General features: G+C 59.3%; 23 protein-coding genes. 12 read left to right on the plus strand and 11 right to left on the minus strand.

Features of this window, described 5'->3' with window-relative positions; genetic code table 11:
* Positions 1-23: 23 nt before the first annotated feature.
* Both C453_RS08225 and C453_RS08230 read right to left on the minus strand, forming a co-directional pair.
* Positions 24-821, minus strand: coding sequence for an RIO1 family regulatory kinase/ATPase domain-containing protein (locus C453_RS08225; RefSeq protein ID WP_008323816.1), 798 nt, complete (start codon positions 819-821; stop codon positions 24-26).
* A gap of 38 nt (positions 822-859) precedes the next feature.
* Complete coding sequence (locus C453_RS08230; RefSeq protein ID WP_008323817.1) at positions 860-1,297, minus strand: universal stress protein; 438 nt, start codon at positions 1,295-1,297, stop codon at positions 860-862.
* 163 nt (positions 1,298-1,460) lie between these two features.
* Between C453_RS08230 and C453_RS08235 the strand changes: the two genes are divergently transcribed.
* A complete protein-coding gene (locus tag C453_RS08235) occupies positions 1,461-2,603 on the plus strand; it encodes an acyl-CoA dehydrogenase family protein (protein WP_008323818.1) in 1,143 nt (380 codons plus the stop codon).
* A 24-nt stretch (positions 2,604-2,627) separates the two neighbouring features.
* Here C453_RS08235 and C453_RS08240 read toward each other — a convergent pair whose 3' ends face one another.
* A complete protein-coding gene (locus C453_RS08240) occupies positions 2,628-3,071 on the minus strand; it encodes a FlaD/FlaE family flagellar protein (RefSeq protein WP_049907608.1) in 444 nt (147 codons plus the stop codon).
* 266 nt (positions 3,072-3,337) lie between these two features.
* On the opposite strand from C453_RS08240, the gene C453_RS08245 reads away from it, so the two are divergent.
* Positions 3,338-5,428, plus strand: a complete 2,091-nt coding sequence (locus tag C453_RS08245) for a histidine kinase N-terminal 7TM domain-containing protein (protein ID WP_008323820.1) — start codon at positions 3,338-3,340, stop codon at positions 5,426-5,428.
* 29 nt (positions 5,429-5,457) lie between these two features.
* On the opposite strand, the gene C453_RS08250 is transcribed toward C453_RS08245, so the two are convergent.
* The 6 genes from C453_RS08250 to C453_RS08275 all read right to left on the minus strand — a co-directional run bounded on the left by C453_RS08250 (position 5,458) and on the right by C453_RS08275 (position 10,369).
* Positions 5,458-6,525: an acetate and sugar kinases/Hsc70/actin family protein gene (locus tag C453_RS08250; RefSeq protein WP_008323823.1), complete on the minus strand. Its 1,068-nt coding sequence runs from the start codon at positions 6,523-6,525 to the stop codon at positions 5,458-5,460.
* A 104-nt stretch (positions 6,526-6,629) separates the two neighbouring features.
* Positions 6,630-7,130: a FlaD/FlaE family flagellar protein gene (locus C453_RS08255; protein ID WP_008323824.1), complete on the minus strand. Its 501-nt coding sequence runs from the start codon at positions 7,128-7,130 to the stop codon at positions 6,630-6,632.
* Between the two features lie 334 nt (positions 7,131-7,464).
* The gene (locus C453_RS08260; RefSeq protein WP_008323825.1) at positions 7,465-7,974 is read right to left on the minus strand and encodes a chemotaxis protein CheD; all 510 of its coding nucleotides are present in this window, start codon (positions 7,972-7,974) and stop codon (positions 7,465-7,467) included.
* A gap of 25 nt (positions 7,975-7,999) precedes the next feature.
* Positions 8,000-9,187: a chemotaxis protein CheC gene (locus C453_RS08265; RefSeq protein WP_008323826.1), complete on the minus strand. Its 1,188-nt coding sequence runs from the start codon at positions 9,185-9,187 to the stop codon at positions 8,000-8,002.
* Complete coding sequence (gene cheY / locus C453_RS08270) at positions 9,184-9,552, minus strand: chemotaxis protein CheY (protein ID WP_007539578.1); 369 nt, start codon at positions 9,550-9,552, stop codon at positions 9,184-9,186. Before cheY ends, C453_RS08265 begins: the two co-directional genes overlap by 4 nt.
* Positions 9,553-9,703: 151 nt before the next feature.
* The gene (locus C453_RS08275; RefSeq protein ID WP_008323827.1) at positions 9,704-10,369 is read right to left on the minus strand and encodes a DUF7500 family protein; all 666 of its coding nucleotides are present in this window, start codon (positions 10,367-10,369) and stop codon (positions 9,704-9,706) included.
* Positions 10,370-10,499: 130 nt separating this feature from the next.
* Here C453_RS08275 and C453_RS08280 point away from each other — a divergent pair, with 130 nt between their 5' ends.
* The 3 genes from C453_RS08280 to C453_RS08290 all read left to right on the plus strand — a co-directional run bounded on the left by C453_RS08280 (position 10,500) and on the right by C453_RS08290 (position 12,371).
* On the plus strand, positions 10,500-10,838 hold the full coding sequence (locus C453_RS08280; protein ID WP_004043733.1) for an ArsR/SmtB family transcription factor: 339 nt from the start codon (positions 10,500-10,502) through the stop codon (positions 10,836-10,838).
* Between the two features lie 270 nt (positions 10,839-11,108).
* Complete coding sequence (locus tag C453_RS08285; protein WP_008323828.1) at positions 11,109-11,741, plus strand: archaellin/type IV pilin N-terminal domain-containing protein; 633 nt, start codon at positions 11,109-11,111, stop codon at positions 11,739-11,741.
* A gap of 9 nt (positions 11,742-11,750) precedes the next feature.
* Positions 11,751-12,371 carry an archaellin/type IV pilin N-terminal domain-containing protein gene (locus tag C453_RS08290; protein ID WP_008323829.1) on the plus strand — a complete coding sequence of 207 codons (621 nt, stop codon included), beginning with the start codon at positions 11,751-11,753 and terminating at the stop codon, positions 12,369-12,371.
* 257 nt (positions 12,372-12,628) lie between these two features.
* Here the strand turns inward: C453_RS08290 and C453_RS08295 are convergent, their stop codons facing one another.
* On the minus strand, positions 12,629-13,369 hold the full coding sequence (locus tag C453_RS08295; RefSeq protein WP_008323830.1) for an RAD55 family ATPase: 741 nt from the start codon (positions 13,367-13,369) through the stop codon (positions 12,629-12,631).
* A gap of 373 nt (positions 13,370-13,742) precedes the next feature.
* On the opposite strand from C453_RS08295, the gene C453_RS08300 reads away from it, so the two are divergent.
* The 7 genes from C453_RS08300 to C453_RS08330 are packed head-to-tail and all read left to right on the plus strand — an operon-like array spanning position 13,743 to position 21,278.
* Positions 13,743-15,143: a flagella accessory protein C gene (locus tag C453_RS08300; RefSeq protein WP_049907609.1), complete on the plus strand. Its 1,401-nt coding sequence runs from the start codon at positions 13,743-13,745 to the stop codon at positions 15,141-15,143.
* Positions 15,127-15,567, plus strand: a complete 441-nt coding sequence (locus C453_RS08305) for a fla cluster protein flaF (RefSeq protein ID WP_008323834.1) — start codon at positions 15,127-15,129, stop codon at positions 15,565-15,567. The genes C453_RS08300 and C453_RS08305 overlap by 17 nt, the downstream gene beginning before the upstream one ends.
* Positions 15,568-16,014, plus strand: coding sequence for a fla cluster protein flaG (locus C453_RS08310; protein WP_008323835.1), 447 nt, complete (start codon positions 15,568-15,570; stop codon positions 16,012-16,014).
* Positions 16,011-16,760: an ATPase domain-containing protein gene (locus C453_RS08315; protein WP_008323836.1), complete on the plus strand. Its 750-nt coding sequence runs from the start codon at positions 16,011-16,013 to the stop codon at positions 16,758-16,760. Before C453_RS08310 ends, C453_RS08315 begins: the two co-directional genes overlap by 4 nt.
* Positions 16,761-18,425 carry a type II/IV secretion system ATPase subunit gene (locus C453_RS08320; protein ID WP_008323837.1) on the plus strand — a complete coding sequence of 555 codons (1,665 nt, stop codon included), beginning with the start codon at positions 16,761-16,763 and terminating at the stop codon, positions 18,423-18,425. It begins immediately after the preceding gene.
* 4 nt (positions 18,426-18,429) lie between these two features.
* The gene (gene flaJ / locus C453_RS08325; protein WP_008323838.1) at positions 18,430-20,172 is read left to right on the plus strand and encodes an archaellar assembly protein FlaJ; all 1,743 of its coding nucleotides are present in this window, start codon (positions 18,430-18,432) and stop codon (positions 20,170-20,172) included.
* A gap of 53 nt (positions 20,173-20,225) precedes the next feature.
* Positions 20,226-21,278 carry a CheF family chemotaxis protein gene (locus C453_RS08330; RefSeq protein ID WP_008323839.1) on the plus strand — a complete coding sequence of 351 codons (1,053 nt, stop codon included), beginning with the start codon at positions 20,226-20,228 and terminating at the stop codon, positions 21,276-21,278.
* A gap of 172 nt (positions 21,279-21,450) precedes the next feature.
* Here the strand turns inward: C453_RS08330 and C453_RS08335 are convergent, their stop codons facing one another.
* A complete protein-coding gene (locus tag C453_RS08335) occupies positions 21,451-22,317 on the minus strand; it encodes a CheF family chemotaxis protein (protein WP_008323840.1) in 867 nt (288 codons plus the stop codon).
* Between the last annotated feature and the right edge of the window lie 2 nt (positions 22,318-22,319).

Here is a 22,319-nt window from a genome sequence, read left to right on the forward strand (position 1 = left end):
GGCGTGCTGTCTCCGTCGAGTCGTCAGGACGCGCGCGTCTCTATCTGCCCTTTGAGCGCCGCGGCGTCGAAGTCGTGGTCGGGGCGGATGTTGACGAAATCGAGGAAGTCGACCGCATCGAGCAGCGCGTCTGTTCCGTACGATTCGACGGCCGCATCGACTGCTTCCTTCGGGCCGATAAGCGGTTCCAGCGCGGCGAGCGCGCACGCAAGGTCGTACGACCGCGCGTCGTGCATCCCCTCGTCGTTGACGTTCGTCGCGTCGATGAAGTAGATACCATCGTCGCGGACGAGGACGTTCTCGGCTCGAAGGTCGCCGTGGGCCAAGTGGTTGTCGTGCATCTGGCGGAGCGACGCAAACAGCTCAGGGGCCAACGAGACAATCTCGCTTCGCGGGGCCGAATCGAGGGTGTGGAAGTTCGGGAGATATTCGAGGACGAGAACGCCCAGCCCCTCGACTTCGAAGGCTTCGACCGGTGCCGGTGCCTGTAGGCCGATGTCTCTGAGGTGCTTCGTCGCTTCGAGTTCGTGTTCGGCCATCTGCAGAGGCGTCCCGAAGTGCTCGAAGAAGCCTTCTGTCCCGCTGGAGAACGCACCGAGATTCCGCCCCGTGGTGAAAAGCGAGTGAACGAGCGAGTTCTGTCGTGAGATAACCTTCACGAACCACTCGTCGTTGACGACCATCGGGGTCGAAAGCCAGTTGTCCGCCTCCAGAAAGCGGATGGAGAGGGTGTCTCGGTCGTACCGCCGTGCGAGTTCGCGGGCGACCGCCTCGAGACGGGGCCACCCCACACGGCCGCGGACGAGCCGGCGGAGGTCCATGCACCCTCGTAAGACGAGGGGTGGCTTAAGAGCGTGGGCTATTCGTCGGCTTGTCTCACCGTCAACACGGGGACCGAAGATCCTCTGACGACACGCTCGGCGACGCTGCCCAGCAAGTACCGGTCGAGTCCGCTCCGGCCGTGGGTTCCCATCACAACGAGGTCAACCTCGTCGCGCTCGGTGTGTTCGAGGATGACGCTGGCCGGTGTCCCCTCGGCGATGGTTGTCTCGATGTCCACGCCCTCGGCTCGCGCCTTGCTCGCGACGTCTTCGAGAACGTTGTTCGCAGTGTCGAACAGCGCGTCTTTGATTCGGTCGGGCGAAAGTGCGGGTGCGGTGTGGCCGACCTCGCGAACGTCGGCGACGTAGAGTGCGTGCAACGTTGCATCGTACTGGAGTGCGTGCTCGATGGCGTGTTCGAGCGCCGCGTCGGCACAGTCACTCCCGTCTGTCGGAAAGAGGATATGGTCGTACATACGAGTATATCCGAGAGTGATTCAAAAGAGCCATTTGGCCGTTCCCATGGTGTGGGACTCGCGGTCCGACTGGCTCGAAGCGCCTTAGCACCGGGCGCGGACGTGCCCAGAATTCTACATGGTCGTTCGATTACTTTATGTCTCGGACGCGAAAATTGCCACCATGGATTTCGACATTCCGGACGAGCACCGGATGATTCGTGACACCGTCCGCGAGTTCTGTGAGGAGGAGATTGCCCCAATCGCACAGGATATTGAGGACGAACACCGGTTCCCCCAGGAGATTTTCGACCAGTTGGCCGAACTGGACGTCATGGGTGTCCCCGTCGACGCTGAGTATGGTGGTCTCGGCGGCGACCAGTTGATGTACGCGCTCGTCGTCGAGGAACTGGGCCGCGTCTCCGGCGGTATCGGTCTCTCCTACGCTGCTCACGTCAGCCTCGCGTCGAAGCCACTCGACATGTTCGGGACGCCAGAACAGAAAGAAAAGTGGCTCCGCCCCCTCGCGACGGGCGAGCACATGGGTGCATGGGCACTCACCGAACCCGGTTCCGGCAGCGACGCGAGCAACATGGACACCATCGCCGAGCGCGAGGGTGACGGCTACGTCCTCAACGGAACGAAGCAGTTCATCACGAACGCGAACGTCGCGGGCTCGGTGCTCGTGAAGGCGGTCACCGAACCCGGCGCAGGGTACGACGGTATCTCGACGTTCATCGTCGACCCAGAGAACGACGACGGCTTCGAAGTGACGACCGTCTGGGACAAACTGGGTCTGAACTGCTCGCCGACCTGTGAACTGTCGTTCGACGACTGCTGGATTCCCGAAGACAGACTCCTCGGCGAGGAAGGCGAAGGCTGGAAGCAGACGATGAAGACGCTCGACGGCGGCCGTATCTCTATCGCGGCGCTCTCGGTCGGACTCGCACAAGGAGCGTACGACCACGCAAAGGAGTACGCCGGAGAGCGCGAGCAGTTCGGGCAGTCTATCTCCGAGTTCGACGCCATCCGCGACAAACTCGTCTCGATGTACCGAAAGACCGAGCGCGCCCGCCTGCTCACACACAAGGCTGCGACGAAGTACGACCAGGGCGAGCGCGTCTCACTCGAATCCGCGCTCGCAAAGCTCGACGGGAGTGAGGCGGCACGAGAAGTCGCCGAAGACGCAGTGCAAGTCCTTGGCGGCTACGGGTACACCACGGACTTCGCCCCGCAGCGGTTCTACCGCGACGCGAAGCTCATGGAGATTGGAGAGGGAACGAGCGAGATACAACATCTGGTCATCGGCCGAAATCTCGGCCTTTAGGCCCCGCGGCCCGCACGTCTCGTTTTACTCGTCGTCCATCGACGACAAGCGAACCACGTACGAGAGACTCTGTACGTGGTCTTCTTCTGTCGGTGCGTCCTCGAAATCTGTCGGAGTCGTAAACGAGAGAATGCGCTCTCGAATCGTATCGTGGGCGTCGTCGCCGACCCACCCGATATCTCGGTAGTACGAGACCATCTCGAGTGAGCCGCGCCCACCGAGTCGTTCGACGAGGTGGACACACCAATCGAGGAGTACCTGCTCCGCACTCGGGGTGTGCGGTACCGAATCGAGATACGGACGACCGTCAGATGCGACCTCTGCCGTCGCTGCGAGAAGTCGTTGGTACGCGACGTCGTTCCACTCCTTGTCGACTGGTGCGTCGACCCAATCGAACTCCGCTGGGTTCCGACCGTGAGCGGCGTGACGGAGTTCGTTGACATTATATTGACGCGGGTCGAGCGGCATACAGGTCGATGTGCGTTTCTCCGAATTAAGCGTTCGGGCTACCGCGAGTGGCAGTTTCGACGCTTCGTTGACGGTTTTCACGTCCGAACACGGCCGAAAGTGGTTCGAAACCGACGCAGTTTGTCGAATAAGACGATATCAACTTTGATACCAGAGGCGAACCGCTTAAGTCACACTCTAGAGACAGCTTCGATATCGTCCCGGTGTGAGGTACACCGGATTATCGAAATCGCATCAGACACTGCTATGCATCGCACGACCCACCCATGACCTACTTCGAACAGTCGCCATTTTTGTACGCACTGTTCACCTCTGGCGTCCTCGCTGGGGTGGTCACTATCGTCGTGTTGGGGCGGTTCCGTCTGTACTCTCGTCGCGTTAGAATACCGTTTGCCCTCCTCTCTCTTTCCGGTGCGCTTTGGGTGACTGCGTACGGATTCCAGTTGCTTTCGACGTCACCGGCAGGTGAACTCTTCTACGCGCGAATCGCCTGGGTCGGCGCAGCGACGCTTCCGACGTTTTGGCTCGTGTTCTCGCTCGTCTACGCGGGCGAAGACCAACTGCTCACGCGTCGGGTCATCGCCTTCCTAGCAGTCGAACCAGCACTCGCTATCGCGCTCACCTTGACGAGCGACTCACACGGGCTGTTCGTTCCGCCCGAGTTGCTTCGCACGGGCATGCTGGTCAGGCTCACGACCGATGCAGACCCACTGTTGGTCGGACACGTCAGCTACGTCGCTGCGGCCTCCATCATCGGCGTCAGTGTCATCGGAAAGACCTTCCTGAGCAGCGACGGCGTCCACCAACGCCAAGCAGCGATTCTCGTGGGGACAGGCGTGATTCCGCTCCTCGCGTTGGCGTGGAAACTGTTCTGGGACCCAGCGCTGCCAATCGATCCGGTTCCACTGTCACTCGGCGTCAGCGCTGGCATCATCCTGTGGGCGCTGTATCGGTACCGTCTCTTCGACGTGACGCCCATCGCACGGGATGCCATCATCTCCGAGATGCGTGACGCCGTCGTCGTCCTCGATGACCACGATAGGGTCGTCGAATCAAACGGGTCCGCGGCGTCGGTCCTCGAACACCCCGCAGCCGAATGCATCGGCCAACCCGTCCTCGACGTCATCAAGAGCCCCGACGTGGTCCAAAAGGTCCTCCACGGGCGTGACCGACTCGAAGCCGCCGTCGGCGACGGGGCAGATAAGCGATACTTCGAGGTTCGCTCCGGGTCAGTGAGCGAACAGTCGCAAAACCGGGCGAAGCTTCTGGTCTTCCACGACGTGACCGAACGGCGGCAGACCGAAGAGGAGTTCCGCGCACTCATCGAAAACTCGCGAGACATCATCACAGTTCTCGACGAGGATGGTGTTCGACAGTACACGAGCCCGTCTATGGAAGATGTCCTCGGATTCTGTCCGGAGTCACTCGTCGGTGAGTCGGTGTTCTCTCTGGTCCACCCCGACGACCGAGAACAGGTCCGAGCGGACTTCGAGCAAGTAATGGAAGGCGACTCACCCGTCCGCTCCGAGTTCCGTATTCGCCACAAAAACGGCACGTGGCGACGGTTCGAGACAGTCAGCGTCAACCTCCTCGACGACCCCTCGGTCAACGGAATCGTTCTCAATTCGCGGGACGTGACGAACCGGTATCGATACGAACAGCGCCTTCGCGTGCTCAACCGCGTGCTTCGCCACGACCTGCGGAACGACATGAACGTCATTCTCGGCCACGCCGACTTGCTGCTTGACGAGCGCATCCCCGCCGAGTCGAAAGACCACGCCCGAACCATAAAGCGGAAGGCGTCGTCACTGGTCGAGCTCGGCGAGCAGACGCGGCACATCGACACGACACTCGACCGTGGAACCGCTGAGCTCGAACAAGTCGAGGTCATCCAACGAATCGAGAAGGAACTCGACGGCATCGACGCCAACTATCCACGGGCAATCGTACATCGTGACCTCCCGGACGAGCAGTGGGTCTACGCTGATGACCTCATCGAGTCGGCTATCAAGAACCTCATCGACAACGCCATCGAACACAACGACAGGGTGCTCCCGGAAGTGAGTGTCTCCGTCGAGATGGCAGCGCCGTCAGACGACTTCGTCGAAATTCACATCGAAGACAACGGACCAGGTATTCCCGACGCCGAGCTCTCGGTGCTCGAGTCAGGAATCGAGACGCCGCTTCAGCACATCAGCGGCCTCGGCCTGTGGCTCGTTCGCTGGATTGTCGACCGGTCACACGGGCGACTCAGGTTCGTCGAGAACGAACCCAGAGGGACTGTCGCTATCGTTAGTCTCCGGTGCGTCGACGGCAAGGCAACGGTACAGGAAACGGCGTCGGTCGAGTCTGATTAGTGAAAAATCGGGACCTTAGATACGAAGTCTCAGAGGTTCCGAGCCAGCTGCCCCGCGATACGGTACGCGCCTTCAGCCGCAGCGAGGTCGGGACGCTCCGCGGTGGTCGCGTCGATGTCACGGCCCAGTTCCTCGCTCAGGCGCGTCTCGAACTCTTCGACGAGGCCGGGGATACACGTCATCCCGCCCGTGAGGACGATTGGGCGAGAGAGCGCAAGTTGGTACGGCTTCATGTGGGTGTTGGCGAGTTCGGACAGGAAGTTGTTGGCGAGTTCGTCGACCACCTGGTCGAGGTAGTCGTCGAGCGGCTCCATGACACTCCGTTCGATAGTGAACTCGTGAGAGCCGCCACCGGGCTGCTGGATGATGTCGGTGAACGCCTCAAACGAGTTGAAGTCGGCGTGTTCTTCTTTGTACTCCCGTGCCGTGGTGCGGTCGATGTTGACGCGACCTTGCGTCTCTTCTTCGACTGCATTCGCGATTTGACGGTCAACCTCGTTTCCAGTCGCCGCCCCGGAGACGAAGGGAGACAACTGTTCACCGTGTCGGTACGCGCACGCTTCGAGGTTGGTCGAACCCAGGTTGACGGAGATGAAGATTTCGTCGACCGCTTCGAGGTCGTCGCCCATCGCGGGGATGGCCCCACAGAGCGACTCGGGGAAGCTTCGGACGAGCGCGCCACCGATACTGCTCCCCTCGATGACGTCGTTGAGGTTCGAGAGGCCGCGCGCGTTGTCGATGGTTGGAATCGCGTACACGACCGCGCTGTCTTCTGGGAGGTCCCGACTGCGACAGAGTTCTTCGAAGAACTGTTTCGTGAGTTCCGCCCGGTCGGCGTCCTCTGGGAGTCCAGACCGGAGCATGAACTGGACACGGTCTGGGTACTGTCGTGCCGCCTCCTCGCCGTACAGGACGCGCTCGTCGCCGGTGAGCGCATCTTCGTACGTCGCGAGACAGGTGAGTGTCCGAACTGTCTCGACGCCCCCGTCTTCGTCGGGGTACGCGAGCACAGTTCGCGTGCTTCCAAGTTTTACACCGATTGGGACTGGTCCCGATTCGGTGTCGAATGCATCAGATTGTTCGGATTCCTCTGGCATACGTTATCACCCAGACGCAACTGTCAAAGATGTATCGGTGAGTCGAAAAATGATAGATTGCTATCTATTTGGACGAGGGAACACACTGGGCCCGGTCCAGTAACTCAGACCATCGACGCGAGCCGTGCGACGTACACCAGGCTGAGAAGGTGGTCGTCGACGTCGAGTTCGGTGGGGTCTTCGACCTCCGCAGAGAACCCAAGGAGGTAGTCACGGAGCCGTTCTTCGACGTCGTCGGTGAGCCACCCGACAGTCTGGTAGTACTGCAACGCGTCCATCGCGCGCTTGAACCCGCCTTTGAGAACGAGGAACTCCAGCCAGTCGAAGACGACGCGCTCTGCGCCGTATTTGTCTGGCAGGGACTTCAGGTAGGGTTTCGTGACGCTGTCGTCTTCCCCACGCGATTGGTGGAGAAGCAATTGTTCGAGTTGACTCGAACGAAGTGCCTCCGACGCCGGTCGTCGCCCCTTGTCGAAGAGCGGGTTGTCGAATCGGAATGGGCTACGGTCCTCTAGGTGACCGTTGGTCCGATCACGGGAGCGTTGCGTATCACGGGCGATGCGTCGGAGTTCGTGTGCGTCGTAGTCGTCCGGGTCCAGATACATAGATTACCTCGTACGGCGACGGTACGACCCCCCAAGTCCCCCGACTTGGGTTGGAAGGCGCAGCGCGCCGTCCGTGGTGTCACACGCGTTCGTCGTACCGTGTCGTTTACCCGATTCGAAGGCGGCGATATAAAATTACCCAATCTGGTATCAATTATGATAGTGGGTTCAGAAATTCTTTTTCGAAGGACAGTCTCCGCGAGACGAGATATGAGAGCGACGTGGCTCCCTATCGCTCCCTCTGTGTCCACAGCCTCGTCAGTCCGTGCAAGTACTGTGTCGCTACAACGTGACTGACGGCTGAAAATGAGCGTTCGGGTGCCCGGACGATACCTTACAGCGTCTGGTCGCCAGTCTTGGCGCTTCGGACTCGAAGGTCACCCGTCTTCCCGTCGAGTTCGAGTGAGCGTCCGTGTGAGCCACCGACGTCTTCCGCGACGATGTCGATATCGTGTTTTTCCAATGTCTTCCGTGCCGCTTCGACATTTCGCTCTCCAATCGACTTCCCGCCGTCGCTCGAATCGAAATCGAACATTGCGCTCCCTCCTGCGAGTTTGGCAATGATGCGAGATGTGTCGGCACCTGCGTCTCGCATCTCGGCCAGAAGTGCCTCGATACCCGTGTCAGCGAACTTCGCCGGGTCGCCATCAGGGTCTGCTTCCGGAAGCATCGCGTGTGCGAGTCCGGAAACGCCCGCCTCAGCGTCGTAAAGTGCGACGCCAATACAGGAACCGAGGCCGCTCGTGGTCAACGTATTACCGTCAGTACCAAAGGCGTAATCCGCGATTCCCACTTTGATTCGGGCCGAGTGGGTGGACGTCGTGTCCGTGGTGTATACTTGCATAACTTGGGGGTGCCTCCGCGGCAGTTCAGACCGCGGGTGAGAGTTGTTCGAGCGCCTTCCTGAGTTCTTCCTCGTTCGGAAGCGCGTAGATGTCGCAGGTGAACTCGTCGTCGTCCGTTCGGATGGTCGAATCGATGAGGAACGCGTACTCTTGTGACTGTGCGAGTTCGGTTGCCAGCGGGTCGACGATAGCCGAACCGATGTCGTGGACGTGCTTCGGGGGCGAGATGTCTATCGTCGTCCCCAGCGTGTTCGCCCACCCGTCGAGGAAGCCTGACGTCACGATGTTCCCAATCTCTTGGATTGCACTCTGTCGCATCGCTTCGTCGCCTTCCATGCCGGGGAGAAGCGAACTCGCGATGTTATCGGCAGAGGGTTCGTCGAACAGGATGGCGATGTAGCCACTCGGCGTTCCGAAGAACTCCAAGACGACACCACGACGGACTGAATCCGTCAACGACATTGGTACACCCTCGATTGGGACGAAACTCATCCGACTCACCTCGACAGTCGTGTCGATGCCAGTCATCGCGGTGATGTCGGCCGACGCCTGATCTGCACCGTCGGCGATCATGTCGGAGAACGCAGCGAACGACTGAACCGGCAACGCGCCGTGCTGTCCGCTGGCATCGGTGATGGTCTTGATGGAGTCGGGCGACGGGACCATGTAGAGGTCGAACTCGATTGCGTCGTCGGCGGCTTCGAGTTGGTTTCGGAACACGAGGATGTGTTCGTTGTCGCTTTCGTGTTCGAAGCCGTCAGACTCGAGATTTTCGAGCGGGCTGTTGCTGTCGTCGTCGACGTACGTGGGCGTCGTGATGTCGACAGTCGTATCGAGGTAGTCGGCCCACCCGTCGATGAACCCACCGAGCATGATGTTTGCGACCTCTTTCAGACTGCTAGTCGCGAGTTCGGACCCAGTCTCGGCACCGTCCATCCCAGGCATCAGTGCGTCGACGAGACGCTCGGCTGATTCGGGGGAGAACGCCAACACGGTCCGACCATCTAATCCACCGCTGAAGCCGATGTGTACGCTCACGAGGTCGCGTTCGGCGAACTCCTGTTCGACGTCTGTCTTCGTTCCAAGTTCGACCTTGGTGACGTTGACGTACGTGTCGATACCGGCGAGCGTCGTCAACGAGCCAGCGGCTTTTTCAGCGCCCGAGTGGGCAAGACGACTAAACGTTCGAAGCGAACGTACGTCGAGATTCATGCCTCAGCCTGGATGACGTCTGCGATAGCCTGGAGGACGTTCGGCTTCTGGAACGGTTTGGTGATGTATCCATCAGCACCTGCCTCGACGGCTTCGCGCATCTTCTCTTCTTGTCCAACTGACGTGCACATGATCACCGACGCGTTCGAGTCCAGAGACTTGATTTCGGAAGTCGCTTCGATGCCGTTACGAATCGGCATGACGACGTCCATCGTGACGACGTCGGGTTCGAGTTCACGGTAGAGTTCGACCGCCTCGACGCCGTTTTCGGCCTCGCCGACGACTTCGTGTTCGCCCTCAAGAAGCTGTTTCAGGAGGTTCCGCATGAACGCAGAGTCGTCCACGACCAGTACCTTGCTTGCCATACCTCCATTTTTCCAAAAATCACACCATAAACCCTTCCACCCCATTATCATCCCTGATACGAAACGAGGAAATCCAGTGGACGATACCCCATCTCGTCGGGTGGTTGGCAGGTGTCGACTGTCGCCAGCGAGCGAGACAGGGGGGACGTTGTCAGGGAGGGAACGACGCACCAGATTCGTCGACGGCGTCGAGGAGATCTCCGATAGAGTCAGTTCGTTTGAGTCCGTTCGCAGCAGCGAGGGCTTCGATTGCCCGCCCGGGGTATGTCACCTGCACCTCCGATGCGAGAAGAAGGATACCGAGTACTTCGTCCAGTGGTGTACTGTCGTCGCCGACAACCTCGGCGTACCACAACAAGAGAGACCTGAACACGTCGGTCACTTCGTTCGAAACGGATTCGTGCTGTTCGACCGACCCGTCGACGAGCGCGGTGACGGCGAATGCGTGGTCGGCGTTTGCCGCGCCGACTCGCTCGGCAATTAGCTTGCGCGCGACGATTGCGCGCTTGCGCGGGTCCTTCGGCAGCTTGATTGTCGGTTTATCTTGCTCGTCCGCGACAGGAGCAGCGTCGTCATCAGTCTCGGGTTCGTCTTCCGGTCGGTCACCTTCGGTATCACGTTCGGACGCTGCGTCCGAGTCAGACTCCGTCTCTGATTCGAGTTCAGCGGGGTCTGGTGCTGTAGCGTCCCCAGTGGCGATGACGTATCTCCCCGATTCGATCCGAGCAACCCGCTCGTCGCGGTCGATATCCAACTCTTCCGCGGCGACGACTCCTTGCTCGCGTGGGTGTCTTTGCGGACGCTCGTCGTCGGCCATCGGTGGAATGACGATGCGGCGAAATATAATCCCATCGCCACACCCGACGAGACCCAGTACTGGTACTGAGAATCTGCCAACTCAGTAACCAACACATTGACAAGCCGTGCGTACCGATAAATTTCTATCTATGGAGTCTGACAGGACCCTCTCTGCACTGGGAAACGAGTACAACCCAGATATCCTCCGGGCAGCCGACGAGCCGCACTCGGCACAAGAGTTCAGTGAAATGCTCGACATTCCTATCGCGACGTGCTACCGTCGCATCGAGGAACTAACGGCGGCGGGGCTACTCGAACTCCACGACAGGGTTCTCTCTGACGAGCATCGGCGTACGAACGTCTACCGGCGGGAAGTCGACGAGATTGTGGTTCGATTCGAAGGAGACGACTACACCGTGAGCGTCACCGAGCGCCCCGAAGTGAAGAACAAGCTCGACGACGTCTGGCGGAAGATCACGCAGGACTGATTCACTTTTTCTGACTCCGTATTCGGGTATCCGTTGCGGACATCTCAGTAGTCCACCCGTGTGAGAGTCCGCCGTACGTACCTATCGAGACACTGGTACGCAGACACACAATTCTCGTGCGTGCGTGTGCGAAGAATTAGAATATTAGCCTCATACCAACTACCAATATCAGCTCTGATATTGTGGTCCGTACCGTTATGTACCACCTGCCCAAGTGATTGGACGAAGGTCATCCCTCTCTTGCGAGAGGGGGACCGCCCACGACAACCCATGTTCGAAAATATCACTGAAGACCGGGGTCAGGTCGGTATCGGGACCCTCATCGTCTTCATCGCGATGGTTTTGGTCGCCGCAATCGCGGCGGGTGTCCTCGTGAACACGGCTGGCTTCTTGCAAGCCACCGCCGAGGACGCCGGACAGCAATCTGTGAACAAGGTCACCAACCGCGTTGACGTCGTCAGCGTTCACGGTGTCGTCAACGCCTCGTCCCCGTCGACGGTCGACAACGTGAACCTGACCGTCCGCCTGGCGGCCGGTTCCGGTTCTGTTTCACTGAATAACACGAGTATCAAGTACCTCAGCGCTGACACGGCGACGACGCTGACTAACAACAACTCTGTCACGGCTGACAACATCAACTGGGAGAACGCCACGACGGACGAGTTCGCAGTCCGCAAGATTGCCGACGACGACACCTCGTTCCCGATCCTCAACGGTCAGGCTGACCGCTTCGAGGTCGTCATCAACACGTCCGTCGTCGAGGGGACCTCGAAGAACGGTCTCCAGACCGGCGAATCCGTCACGCTCGAAATCACGTCCCGCAACGGCGGCACGTCGCAAGTCATCCTGACCATGCCGCAGCAGCTGGCTGGTAAGGAAGACGGCGACCCGGTTGCACTCTAAGGAGAATTAATGTTCGAAAATATTACTAACGACAAGCGCGGTCAGGTCGGTATCGGGACCCTCATCGTCTTCATCGCGATGGTCCTCGTTGCGGCTATCGCAGCCGGTGTGCTCGTCAACACTGCAGGCTTCCTGCAGGCGACGGCAGAAGACGCTGGACAGGAGTCCGTCGACAAGGTCACGAACCGCGTCGAAGTGCTCAACAGCCACGGTGTGGTCGGCAACAACAGCACGATCAAGTACATCAACATGTCCGTTCGCCTCGCCGCTGGTTCGAGCAGCGTCGACATGAACGAGACCTCGATCAAGTACCTCAGTGGTAGCGAAGTCCAGCAGTTGACGAACAACTCCTCGGGCGCGACGTCCACTGGGTCTGAGTTCGCTCTCAAAGAGATCACCGACGACGACGGTTCGTTCGGTGTCCTCAACAGCATGAGTGACCGCTACGAAGTCGTCATCAACGCTGGCGCTATCGAAGCAGAAACGCCAGCTGACGACAACGACGGTCTCGAAACGGGCGAAACGGTTCGTCTCGAAATTACCTCGCGCACCGGCGGCACCACCACGGTCATCCTGACCATGCCGCAGCAGCTGGCTGGCAAGCAGACCGACAAGCCGGTCAAGCTCTAAGCGCGACTGACAAACCTCCGTTCGAATTTTCCTATTTTCACACCGACTAGCGGCAGCACTCAGCTGTACGCTGAACCACGCTGGTTCGGTGGCGGAACTAAGTGAGCGAACGCACACGAGTGCCACAGCTTGCGAGTGAGCCAGCGTCGCTGCTCACCGACAGACGTGTCCCCCCTGAACGCATCCCAGCAGTGAGTCACGCTGAGCAATCGCTGCCGTTGTCGCGCGGTGAGGATACAAAAAGAAGGGTCGCTACGTTATTCGGTCTCTTCGCCGAACCACGGCGGGGACTCCCCGACCATCGAGAAGCCTGCCGCCTGCTCGAAGACTTTGATGCCACCCTGTGCGATTTCGAGGGGGAACATCGAGTTTTTAATGCTCTGTTTACGCATCTTCGCGACCCAGATGTACCGGTTGCTCGTCGCACCAGCCGGACTCTGAATGAGGTAGATGTTCCCGTCGGTCAGGAAGTTCTCGAGACCGATGTCCGTCTCCGGGAAGATAGCCGATTGCTCGGTGGTCAGAAGCGACGTGAGGCCGCTGTCCTTCAGGATGTCGATGAACTTCAGGAGGTATTGGCGCTGGTCCTTCTCGTCTTCGAAGAAGAGCTGGAACATCGTAAGCGAGTCGAGCACGAGTCGGTCGTAGTTGGTGTCCCTCAGGTCGTCGAGAATGCGGTCGAGCGTCGAGGAGAAGTCGCCGTCTCGGAGGAGCGCGTGCTTGTCGTAGACAGTGATTCGCCCCGATTCCACGTACTCCTGCCAGCGGTCGAAGCCAATGGATTCAGCCGCCTGCTGGATGTCGTCTTCCGTCTCTTCGAACGTCAGGTAGATGCCTCCCTCGTCGAACTGGTCGACGCCGTTATACAGGTACTGCAGCCCCAGGATACTTTTCCCGGTACCGGGGTTGCCGCTGATGAGTACCGCGGCATTCTTCACGATCCCGCCGTTCAGGATGGAGTCGAGTCCTTCAACACCGGTTTTGACTAGTTCTGTCATGGTTGTGTTATGGCGAGTGTTGGTTGTCGAACGACCATCCGTTCCGACGCCGGATAATTCTTCTCACCGTTCGTTTGTTCGCCGCAGGATTTATTACAAATCCACTGAGACAGAAATACACAAGAAGAAAATATCTCGACTGATAACGGGACGGGAACTTTCTTGTACCAACTCACGTAGGTTGGACTAATGTTACCTGCTCCCCCGAGTGTGTCGGACCGTCCCGGCCTGTCCGACGACCGGAAGGGTGACAGCTCCCTGCTGGTGCGGGTCACCCAGCCCCCAACGCGGAGGTGCGGCACCCACCACAATCGAGTAGGTGGACGAAGACGAGGCGAACGCCGGGGACCACACGGACACCGAGGAGGAAACTATGTCATCAGATGATGGACTTGGATTTGAGGACGATATAGACGATCTCTCCGACGAGTTTGGTGACTTCGGCGACGACCTCGACGACGGATTCGAAGACGACGAATTCGGCGGCTTCGACGACGGAAACAACAACGAGGAAATCGCAGAACTCGAGGACCGAATCGGCGAACTCGAGAACGAAGTTAGCGCCATCTCGTCCGGGATGAACACAGTTCGCGAAGAGAACAAACAAATCGGCGAGACCGTCGAGGAGCTAGACGATACGATTCGGAAGCTTCTCGACATTTATGAGATGGTCACTCGCGGAATCAACCCGTTTGTCGACGACGCCCGAGAGATGGGCGGACTCGACGCGGGCGGAGCCTTCGGGCTGTTCGAAGGCGAAGAAGAAGACGACGAACACCTCGACCCAGAGGTTGCGAGTGCCGACGCCGAGACGTTCTTCGACGACGATTTCGGCGAACTCGATGCGGAAGCCGAAGCAGAAGAAGCCGAACGTGCTGCCGAAGACGAACTGGCTGAATCCGAGCGGATGAGCCCGGCAGAGGCACTCGAAGACGATGCGATGGGCGGCGGAATGCCAGAGGGCGACGAAGAGGAAGAAGACGATGCTGGCGGCGGTGCGGGCGGCGCAAGCTTCGACGACCTCAAAGAGCAGTACGAAGAGGAAGGCAGTTGGGACGACGAAGAGGAAGAAGTCGAGGCAGAGGCGGAAGAAGACGAACTCGACGTTGCGGACGAACCGGAACTCGACGAAGTCGAAGACGACCCCCTCGAAGACGACTCCCTCGAAGAGGATGTCGTCGAAGAAGTCGACGAGGAACCCGAAGAAGAAGCAGAACTCGTCGACGAGGAACTGGTTCCCGAGCCGGAAGACGAAGAGGAAGAAACAGAAGCAGAGTCCGACGACGACGCCGACGACATCGGCGACGTCAAAAAGACGCTCGACGAGCTGGAAGCGGAGTACGCCTCCGCTGCGATGGCGAAAGAGGAACTCGATCCCGAGCCGGAACCAGAGCCAGAGCCGGAGCCCACGGCTGCCGACGTGGCAGCGTCCGATGCGTACCTGCCCCGTCTGCCAGCGAACTACGTCTCGGAAGTACTCGTCCTCGAGTGGGTCGAGACGCTTGTCGAATCAGGTGGCGCACTCGGTGCGTCGCGCGCGCTTCGCCAGTACAGGGAGCAGGACTGGATTTCGCGCGCTGTCGAGAACGAACTCAATACCCACGTCGCCCAGCTCGCGGCGTCTATCGACGACGTCGAAGAGACCGACCTTCACATCGAGGACCACCAGACGAGTCTCGCCTACATCAGCCGACTTGCCGACGACGGTCCGGACGGACAACTGTTCGAAGAGTTGGTCGCCTACGGAGGGGGTCTGGATGGGATTCGGTGTTAGCGGTTCGACGGCGATTATCTTCCTCGGCGTCCTCATCGCCACGGGGACCCTCTACACGGCGACGTCTAACGCCGCAGAGAACGTCCTCGACGCGCGGGACGCCGAATCTGAACGCGCCCTCGAGCGGACGAACACCGAAGTCACCATCGCAAATGCGACGTACAACTCGACGAGCGATGTGCTCTCGGTCAACGTCACGAACGATGGTGCGACGACGCTCGACGTCAATGAGACGACGTTACTCGTCGATAACACGCACACGACCCCGAATACCACGAGCGTCGATGGCGACCAGACGACGAGCCTGTGGTACGCCGGACAGAACCTGACGATGAACTACACGACCACCACGACACCGTCTCGAGTCAAAATCGTCACTGGGAGCGGTGTCGCTGCAACGGCAGATACGGTGGTGGTGAGCTAGATGGCAGACATCTCCGTGCCGAGTCTCATCTTGTTCATCGCCAGTATCGTCGTCGCCGCCGGTGTTGCCGGTGTCCTTATCGACACCGTCACTGGTATCAGTAGCTCGCTTGACGAGCGCGGTGGCGACGTGAGCAAAGACATCAGAACCGACATCGAAGTCATCAGCGACCCGGAGGGCGGTGGTATCTACGACGACGGCAACGACAACCTCTCCGTGTACGTCAAGAACACCGGTGTCCGGTCGCTCCCCGCGACCAGCGAAGGCTTCGACGTCATCGTGGACGCAGAGTACCAAACCGACGTCACTGTCACGGTCGTCGATGGAGCCGAGTGGCGTCCGAGCAACGTAGTGCGAGTCGACATCGGCGTCGCACTCAACTCGGGCGACCACCGTCTGAAACTCATCGTCGACGGTGACGAGGAGGTGTTTGAATTCCGAACATGAGCAGTAATCAATTCTCTCTCGGACTGAACGAGCACGACCGTCTCGAAAAGGAGCTTGGCGGCGGCATTCCAAGCGGCGCTATCGTCCTCATCGAGGGCGACTACGGTGCCGGAAAGAGCGTGCTGTCGCAACGATTTAGCTACGGCTTCTGTGAAGAGGATGCCATCGTGACGCTCATCTCTACTGAGTTGGGTGTCAAAGGGTTCCTCGACCAGATGCACTCGCTGTCGTACGACATCGTCAAACACCTGCTGAACGAACAAATCGTGTTCCTGCAGGCAGAAATCGACAGCGGCGGGACGCTCTCCGGCAAGAGCGACAAGGAGCGCAAGCAGTTGCTCCGCCGGCTGATGGACGCAGAGACGATGTGGGAAGCGGACGTCATCATCATCGACACGTTCGATGCGATTCTCCGCAACGACCCGCAGTTCGAAGCGCTCGTCCGTCAGAACGAAGAGCGGCAGGCAGCCCTCGAAATCATCTCCTTCTTCCGGGAGCTGACGACGAAGGGCAAAACGATTATCCTGACCGTCGACCCTTCGTCGGTCGACGACAGTTCAATCGGCCCGTTCCGGTCGATTGCCGACGTCTACTTCGAACTCGAGATGGTCGAGGTCGGAAACGACGTTCGCCGGAACATCTTCGTGAAGCGCTTCGCGGGGATGGGCCAGCAGGTCGGTGACCGCGTTGGTTTCTCCGTCCGCTCTGGAATCGGCATCGTCATCGAATCGAGGAGTGTTGCATAAATGGCGACTGAACACGGCTCCGCCAAACTCTCGGACGACCTCAAGCGGCTGGCGATGCAGTGGCCGCACCTGCGGGACCACCTGAAGCGGTTCCGCCAGATTACGGGTGAGTTCCCCATGCTCGTCGACGAGCCGGGAGACTACGAGTCACGGCGCCCCAACATCATCTACCACCTCGGTGGGCCCGTGTTCTGCCAGATATACGGCAACTTCGGTGAGACGACGAAGTACTACACCATCGAACCGGAGATGGAGGACGACGAACTCGAACTCTTCAACCGGGTCAAAGACAAGCTCCTCGAACGGAGTGTGTCGAAGCCGGCTCCCGAGGAGAACGCAGACTACGAGGAGCGAATCGACGAACTCCTCGAAGAAATCGTCCACATCGAGGGCGAAGACCGTGGCCCGCTCGGGTCGGTCGCCAAGCGCCTCGACGTCGGTGGCATCGAAGTCACCGAGCACGTCTACGACAAGATACGATACCGCCTCGTCCGCGACATCGTCGGGCTTGGGCCGCTCGAACCTATCATGCGCGACCCGGAGAACGAGGACATTCACGTTATCGGACCCCGCCAGGTCGACGTCGACCACGGGACGTTCGGGTTGCTCGAAACGAGCGTCGAGTTCGACAACGAAGAGCAGTTCGACAACTGGCTTCGCAATATGGGTGAGCGGATGGGTGACCCCGTCTCCGACGCTCACCCCATCGTCGACTCGACGCTGCCGGACGGGTCGCGTATTAACATCATCTACTCCGACGACGTGTCGCTGAAAGGCTCGTCGCTCACCATCCGTCAGGGTGACGACATCCCGCTTTCCATCTTCCAGATTACGAAGTGGGGCACGCTGTCGCCCGAACTCGCGGCGTATCTCTGGATTGCACTGGAGAACGAGCGTACGGTGTTCGTGGTCGGTGAGACGGCGTCGGGGAAGACGACGACGCTCAACGCCATCCTCTCGTTCATCCCGCAGGACTCGAAGATATACACGGCGGAGGACACTGCAGAAGTGCTGCCGCCGCACGACACGTGGCAGCAACTCCTCACGCGCGAGGGGCGCGGTTCGGACTCCGAGGTCGACATGTTCGACCTCGTGGCTGCAGCACTGCGTTCTCGCCCCGATTACATCATCGTGGGGGAGGTTCGTGGTGAAGAAGGTCGGATGGCGTTCCAGGCGGCACAGACCGGTCACCCGGTCATGCTGACGTTCCACGCATCCGACATCGTCTCCATGATTCAGCGTTTCACCGGAGACCCCATCAACGTCCCCGAGACGTTCATGAGTAACTGTGACATCGCACTCTTCCAGAACCGGGTGAAACGCGGTGACCAGATTCTGCGCCGTGTGACGAGTGTGCAGGAAATCGAAGGGTACTCCAAGGAGATGGGTGGTGTTGTTACTCGTGAGACGTTCTACTGGGACCCGGTCAACGACGACATCGTCTTCCAGGGGATGAACAACTCCTTCATCATGGAACAGAAGGTTGCGACGCTCCTGGGATACGACGATACGCGGAAAATCTACGACGACATCAAGTTCCGGGCTGAACTCATCCGTCGTGCGATTCAGGAGAACGTCCTCGGGTACCACGAAGTGAACGAACTCATCGAGGACTTCCAGCGCGACGGCGTGGAAGGACTCCCATTCGACATGGCGAGGGTGTAACGATATGTCAGAGGAGATGGGCGCAACGGTGCAGGCGATTCAGGTCCGCGACTTCGTTCGCGAGATCATCGAGTCGTACGAAAAGATGCCGATGGAGCTGTCTCGGTACATGCTTTTCGTCCTCGGGCCCGCCGTGCTGTTCTTCCTCCTCTCCATCGTCGGAGCGATTGCGCTACCGCTTCCCATTCTGGTTCGGATTCCAATCTTCCTCCTCGGCGCGTTGCTGCTCGGGGCTGCGGTGCTCTACCCGCGACTCCTCGTCGAGCAGACCCGTCGTGGGCTCGAAAACCAACTACACCTACTCATCACCCACATGACGGTGCTGTCGACGACCAACATCGACCGCGTGGCCGTCTTCCGGACGCTGGCGCACGAAGAGGAGTACGGAGAATTGGCGACCGAAATGAATCGCATCGTCCAACTCGTCGACGCGTGGAACCAGTCGCTCGACGACGCGTGTCAGCGGCGGGCGCGCGAAGTTCCGTCGAAGCCGCTTGCGGACTTCCTCGACCGGTTGGCGTACTCCATCAACGCCGGGCAGAGTATCGATGACTTCCTGCTCGGTGAGCAGAACGCGATGATTCAGAAGTATATCACGGTCTACGAGAGTGCACTCGGGAACCTGGAGGTCATGAAAGACCTGTACCTCTCGATGATTCTCTCGATGACCTTCGCTATCATCAACGCCATCGTGCTTCCCATCCTCACCGGGACGGACGCGACGATGACTATCGGTGCGGTCATCGTGCTTTTCGTCTTCGTGCAGTTGGGTTTCTACTTCGTCATCCGGACGATGTCGCCGTACGACCCACTGTGGTACCAGCAAGGCGAGTACCGGACCAAAGCGGACCGGCAGATAGACATCACGCTCTATGGGGCAGTCGGTCTCTCCGTCGTGATGGTGCTCGTCCTCGCGTTAGGGACGTTCAACCTGACTGTAGTCGGTGAGATTATCCGGCCAATCATGCTCGACCTCCCGATTCCGCTCCTCATTTCGACGCCGCTGACGCCGCTTGCAGTTCCCGGCATCGTCGCTCGACGACACGAGAAGAAGATTCACGAACGCGACGAGGAGTACCCGGGATTCATCCGCGCGCTGGGTGCCTCCGAGACGGCGAAGCAGAGCACGACGACGGACGTGCTGGAGACGCTCCGTACCAAAGACTTCGGCGTTCTTACGCGGGAAATCGACCGGCTGTACACTCGGCTCCGGATGCGTCTCGACCCCGACCTGTCGTGGTTCTTCTTCACTGCCGAGTCGAGTTCGTACCTCATCCAGAAGTTCAGTGAGATGTACAACGCCGGTCGGTCGATGGGTGGGAAGCCAAAGCAACTGGGCGAACTCATCAGCCGGAACATGGCGGAGGTCATCAAACTCCGCCGGCAGCGCAAACAGTCGACGGTCACCCTCATCGGTGTCCTCTACGGCATCACCGCGTCTGCGTCGTTCGCGTTCTTCATCGGGCTCGAAGTCGTCGAGATTCTCGCGTCCTTTTCGACGCAGATGAACCTCGACAGCCTTCAGTTCGGGACGCTCATCTACGCAGGCGTCTACGACGTCCCGTTCATCGAGTACATGCTTACGCTTATCATCCTGTTCAACGCACTCCTCTCGTCGTTGATGATACGGATGGTTGACGGTGGTCACAAAGCGAACGCGTACCTCCACTTCGTGATGCTGGTTTGGGTGGGTTCGATGATGGCCGTTGCGACGTCGTCGCTCGCAGGAGCTCTGATCAGTGTATGACGGACAAACAAAGGCAGGCAGGACAATCTAACTCGGGCGAATCGGACGATAAAATGGTCCAAAGTGCGCGTTCTCGCGCGCCAGAAGGCGGCGACGTCGCGAAGAGCGACCTCCTTCAAGCGTACCGACGGCAGAAGTCGGAACCCGAGAACGACGAACAGAACAAGGGACAAAAGAAAGGAAAGAAGAAGCCGAAGCGAACGTCGAGCGGCGAGTCTATCGTCGTCGACTTCGTCGCGAACTTCGTCGCTGGCGGGAACGCCTCGTTCGAACCGGTCAAAGGCCGGGTGTTGATGAGCGAGCAGCGGCTCATCCTCGCGACGTCGGAGGCGAAGACCAACATTCCCATCGTCTCGATATTCGACATCGCCGTGGGGCAGGTCCCACAAGAAGTCGAAGAGTTCTTCGACTACACGGTGATGGTCGGCTACACCAACGGTCAACGCCGGGCGACGACCGTCATCGGCGGTGACCGCGACACGATAGAGAAGTTCTCGTTGCTGTTGTTCCGTGCAGTACTCAACGGGTCGCGCGCGATGGTCAGACATCCCGCCCGTATCGGTGGGCGCGTCCTCGACACCGACCGCAAGCCGACCGGGCTGCATCTGGATTACGAGGCCGTCACCTTCCCGGACGACGACGGGGCACTCACCGAGAACGGCGAGCCGTTCCACATCGACCTCGCAAGCGTCATCTTCTTCGAGGTGTTGGAGCGCACCGTCGAAGACGAGTCACGACTCGTCCTCTCGGTGCAACACGTCAGGGACGGACAGACCGTCACCTCCGAGATCTCACTCAAGTCACGCCGGAAGATGAACATCCTCGGTCGGTACCTCCGGTTGGTCTACCACTGGATCAAATCCGAGGTGCGCAACATCGAAATCACCGAGGAGGGCCTCGAAGTGCTGGTCGGTCTCTACTCGACCGGCGAGATGGCTGCACAGGTGGACTTCAGCGAACTGCTCGACGTCGACCAGGCCGTTCTCGACGAGAAGCTGGAGAAACTCTACGACGAGGACCTCATCGACGACGACACGCTGCCGGCGTCGCTCACGCCGCAAGGTCGGTTTATCGTCAACGAGGAAATCGAAGACGTCAACGTCTGACGGCTTCGAAGCCTGCCTGCTGCCGCTCTCCTGGTTTTCCGTTCTGTCTGTGAGGGTTTCCGACTGCGCTGTTTGTGTTCTCTGTACTGTCTGTGCTCGGCCTGAAACGACGAAGGCGTCGTCACTCCCGATACGAAACACGAACACGAGAAACCGATGACCGAGTGAGTGGTTACTGCTCGTTGATGGCGTCAGACGCGATACTGCGGCCACGTGCGTTGAGTTGCACTTCGCGGCGGACACGAATCTCGTCGACCACGTTGTGGTCGATGAGTCGCTGAAAGAGTTCTTCGACCTCGTCCACGTCGAGGCCAAGGAAATCTGGAATGTCGAACGGCGAGACGCCGGAGTAGAGTGCGGTGAGAACCTGCTTGTCGGTCTCGCTCAGCTCGATGGACGTCTCTGAGAGCTCTTCACCTTCTCGGAGAAGCGTATAGAGGAACGTAACCGCTCGTTCGGACCCGGAGATGTACGTTTGGAGACTCGTCCCCTCGTCGTCTGAGTGCTCAACTTCGATGACGCTTCGAGACTGGTCGATAATCGTACGCTCGCCGGTCTTGATGTCGCCGATGTCGTCGAGCCGAATCTCGACGAACTTGCCACCGACAGTCGCCATGCTCACTGCTTCTTCTTCGACTTTCAGCCGAGACTTCTCCCACTCGGTATTTTGGACCACACCACCAGCGACCGCTGGGTGCCGGGCGAGGAACTGCTCCGAGTTCAAAAGCGCCCCGAAGAAGTCCACCTCGAACTCGTCGTAATCGACGGGGGCGAGGAGTAAGACCCCAGAGGGGATGTGGATGCTGAAGTAGTCCGAGACGGTTGCGATGCGCTGGTTCACGTCGAACCGTCCACCGAGCTTTTCGATTTTCGGGAGGGGTATCGTCCGCTTCCCGCCGGTCCCTGCCAATATCAGTCGTTTATTTGACAAGAGAATCCGGCCGCTCGTCCAGTTCACGTCGTGCATCTCCCGGCCGTCTTTTATCACCTGGAGGAAGCGGCCGCGCGTGTCTCCAAGTTTTTGTTCACCGGGTTTCATCA

The organism is Haloferax elongans ATCC BAA-1513 (genome assembly GCF_000336755.1).
GTDB lineage: Archaea > Halobacteriota > Halobacteria > Halobacteriales > Haloferacaceae > Haloferax > Haloferax elongans.

Bases quoted from the DNA above. Each gene is read 5' to 3' on its own strand.
- C453_RS08225 (WP_008323816.1), bottom strand. From the start codon at position 821: ATGGACCTCCGCCGGCTCGTCCGCGGCCGTGTGGGGTGGCCCCGTCTC.
- C453_RS08230 (WP_008323817.1), bottom strand. From the start codon at position 1,297: ATGTACGACCATATCCTCTTTCCGACAGACGGGAGTGACTGTGCCGAC.
- C453_RS08235 (WP_008323818.1), top strand. From the start codon at position 1,461: ATGGATTTCGACATTCCGGACGAGCACCGGATGATTCGTGACACCGTC.
- C453_RS08240 (WP_049907608.1), bottom strand. From the start codon at position 3,071: ATGCCGCTCGACCCGCGTCAATATAATGTCAACGAACTCCGTCACGCC.
- C453_RS08245 (WP_008323820.1), top strand. From the start codon at position 3,338: ATGACCTACTTCGAACAGTCGCCATTTTTGTACGCACTGTTCACCTCT.
- C453_RS08250 (WP_008323823.1), bottom strand. From the start codon at position 6,525: ATGCCAGAGGAATCCGAACAATCTGATGCATTCGACACCGAATCGGGA.
- C453_RS08255 (WP_008323824.1), bottom strand. From the start codon at position 7,130: ATGTATCTGGACCCGGACGACTACGACGCACACGAACTCCGACGCATC.
- C453_RS08260 (WP_008323825.1), bottom strand. From the start codon at position 7,974: ATGCAAGTATACACCACGGACACGACGTCCACCCACTCGGCCCGAATC.
- C453_RS08265 (WP_008323826.1), bottom strand. From the start codon at position 9,187: ATGAATCTCGACGTACGTTCGCTTCGAACGTTTAGTCGTCTTGCCCAC.
- cheY (WP_007539578.1), bottom strand. From the start codon at position 9,552: ATGGCAAGCAAGGTACTGGTCGTGGACGACTCTGCGTTCATGCGGAAC.
- C453_RS08275 (WP_008323827.1), bottom strand. From the start codon at position 10,369: ATGGCCGACGACGAGCGTCCGCAAAGACACCCACGCGAGCAAGGAGTC.
- C453_RS08280 (WP_004043733.1), top strand. From the start codon at position 10,500: ATGGAGTCTGACAGGACCCTCTCTGCACTGGGAAACGAGTACAACCCA.
- C453_RS08285 (WP_008323828.1), top strand. From the start codon at position 11,109: ATGTTCGAAAATATCACTGAAGACCGGGGTCAGGTCGGTATCGGGACC.
- C453_RS08290 (WP_008323829.1), top strand. From the start codon at position 11,751: ATGTTCGAAAATATTACTAACGACAAGCGCGGTCAGGTCGGTATCGGG.
- C453_RS08295 (WP_008323830.1), bottom strand. From the start codon at position 13,369: ATGACAGAACTAGTCAAAACCGGTGTTGAAGGACTCGACTCCATCCTG.
- C453_RS08300 (WP_049907609.1), top strand. From the start codon at position 13,743: ATGTCATCAGATGATGGACTTGGATTTGAGGACGATATAGACGATCTC.
- C453_RS08305 (WP_008323834.1), top strand. From the start codon at position 15,127: ATGGGATTCGGTGTTAGCGGTTCGACGGCGATTATCTTCCTCGGCGTC.
- C453_RS08310 (WP_008323835.1), top strand. From the start codon at position 15,568: ATGGCAGACATCTCCGTGCCGAGTCTCATCTTGTTCATCGCCAGTATC.
- C453_RS08315 (WP_008323836.1), top strand. From the start codon at position 16,011: ATGAGCAGTAATCAATTCTCTCTCGGACTGAACGAGCACGACCGTCTC.
- C453_RS08320 (WP_008323837.1), top strand. From the start codon at position 16,761: ATGGCGACTGAACACGGCTCCGCCAAACTCTCGGACGACCTCAAGCGG.
- flaJ (WP_008323838.1), top strand. From the start codon at position 18,430: ATGTCAGAGGAGATGGGCGCAACGGTGCAGGCGATTCAGGTCCGCGAC.
- C453_RS08330 (WP_008323839.1), top strand. From the start codon at position 20,226: ATGGTCCAAAGTGCGCGTTCTCGCGCGCCAGAAGGCGGCGACGTCGCG.
- C453_RS08335 (WP_008323840.1), bottom strand. From the start codon at position 22,317: ATGAAACCCGGTGAACAAAAACTTGGAGACACGCGCGGCCGCTTCCTC.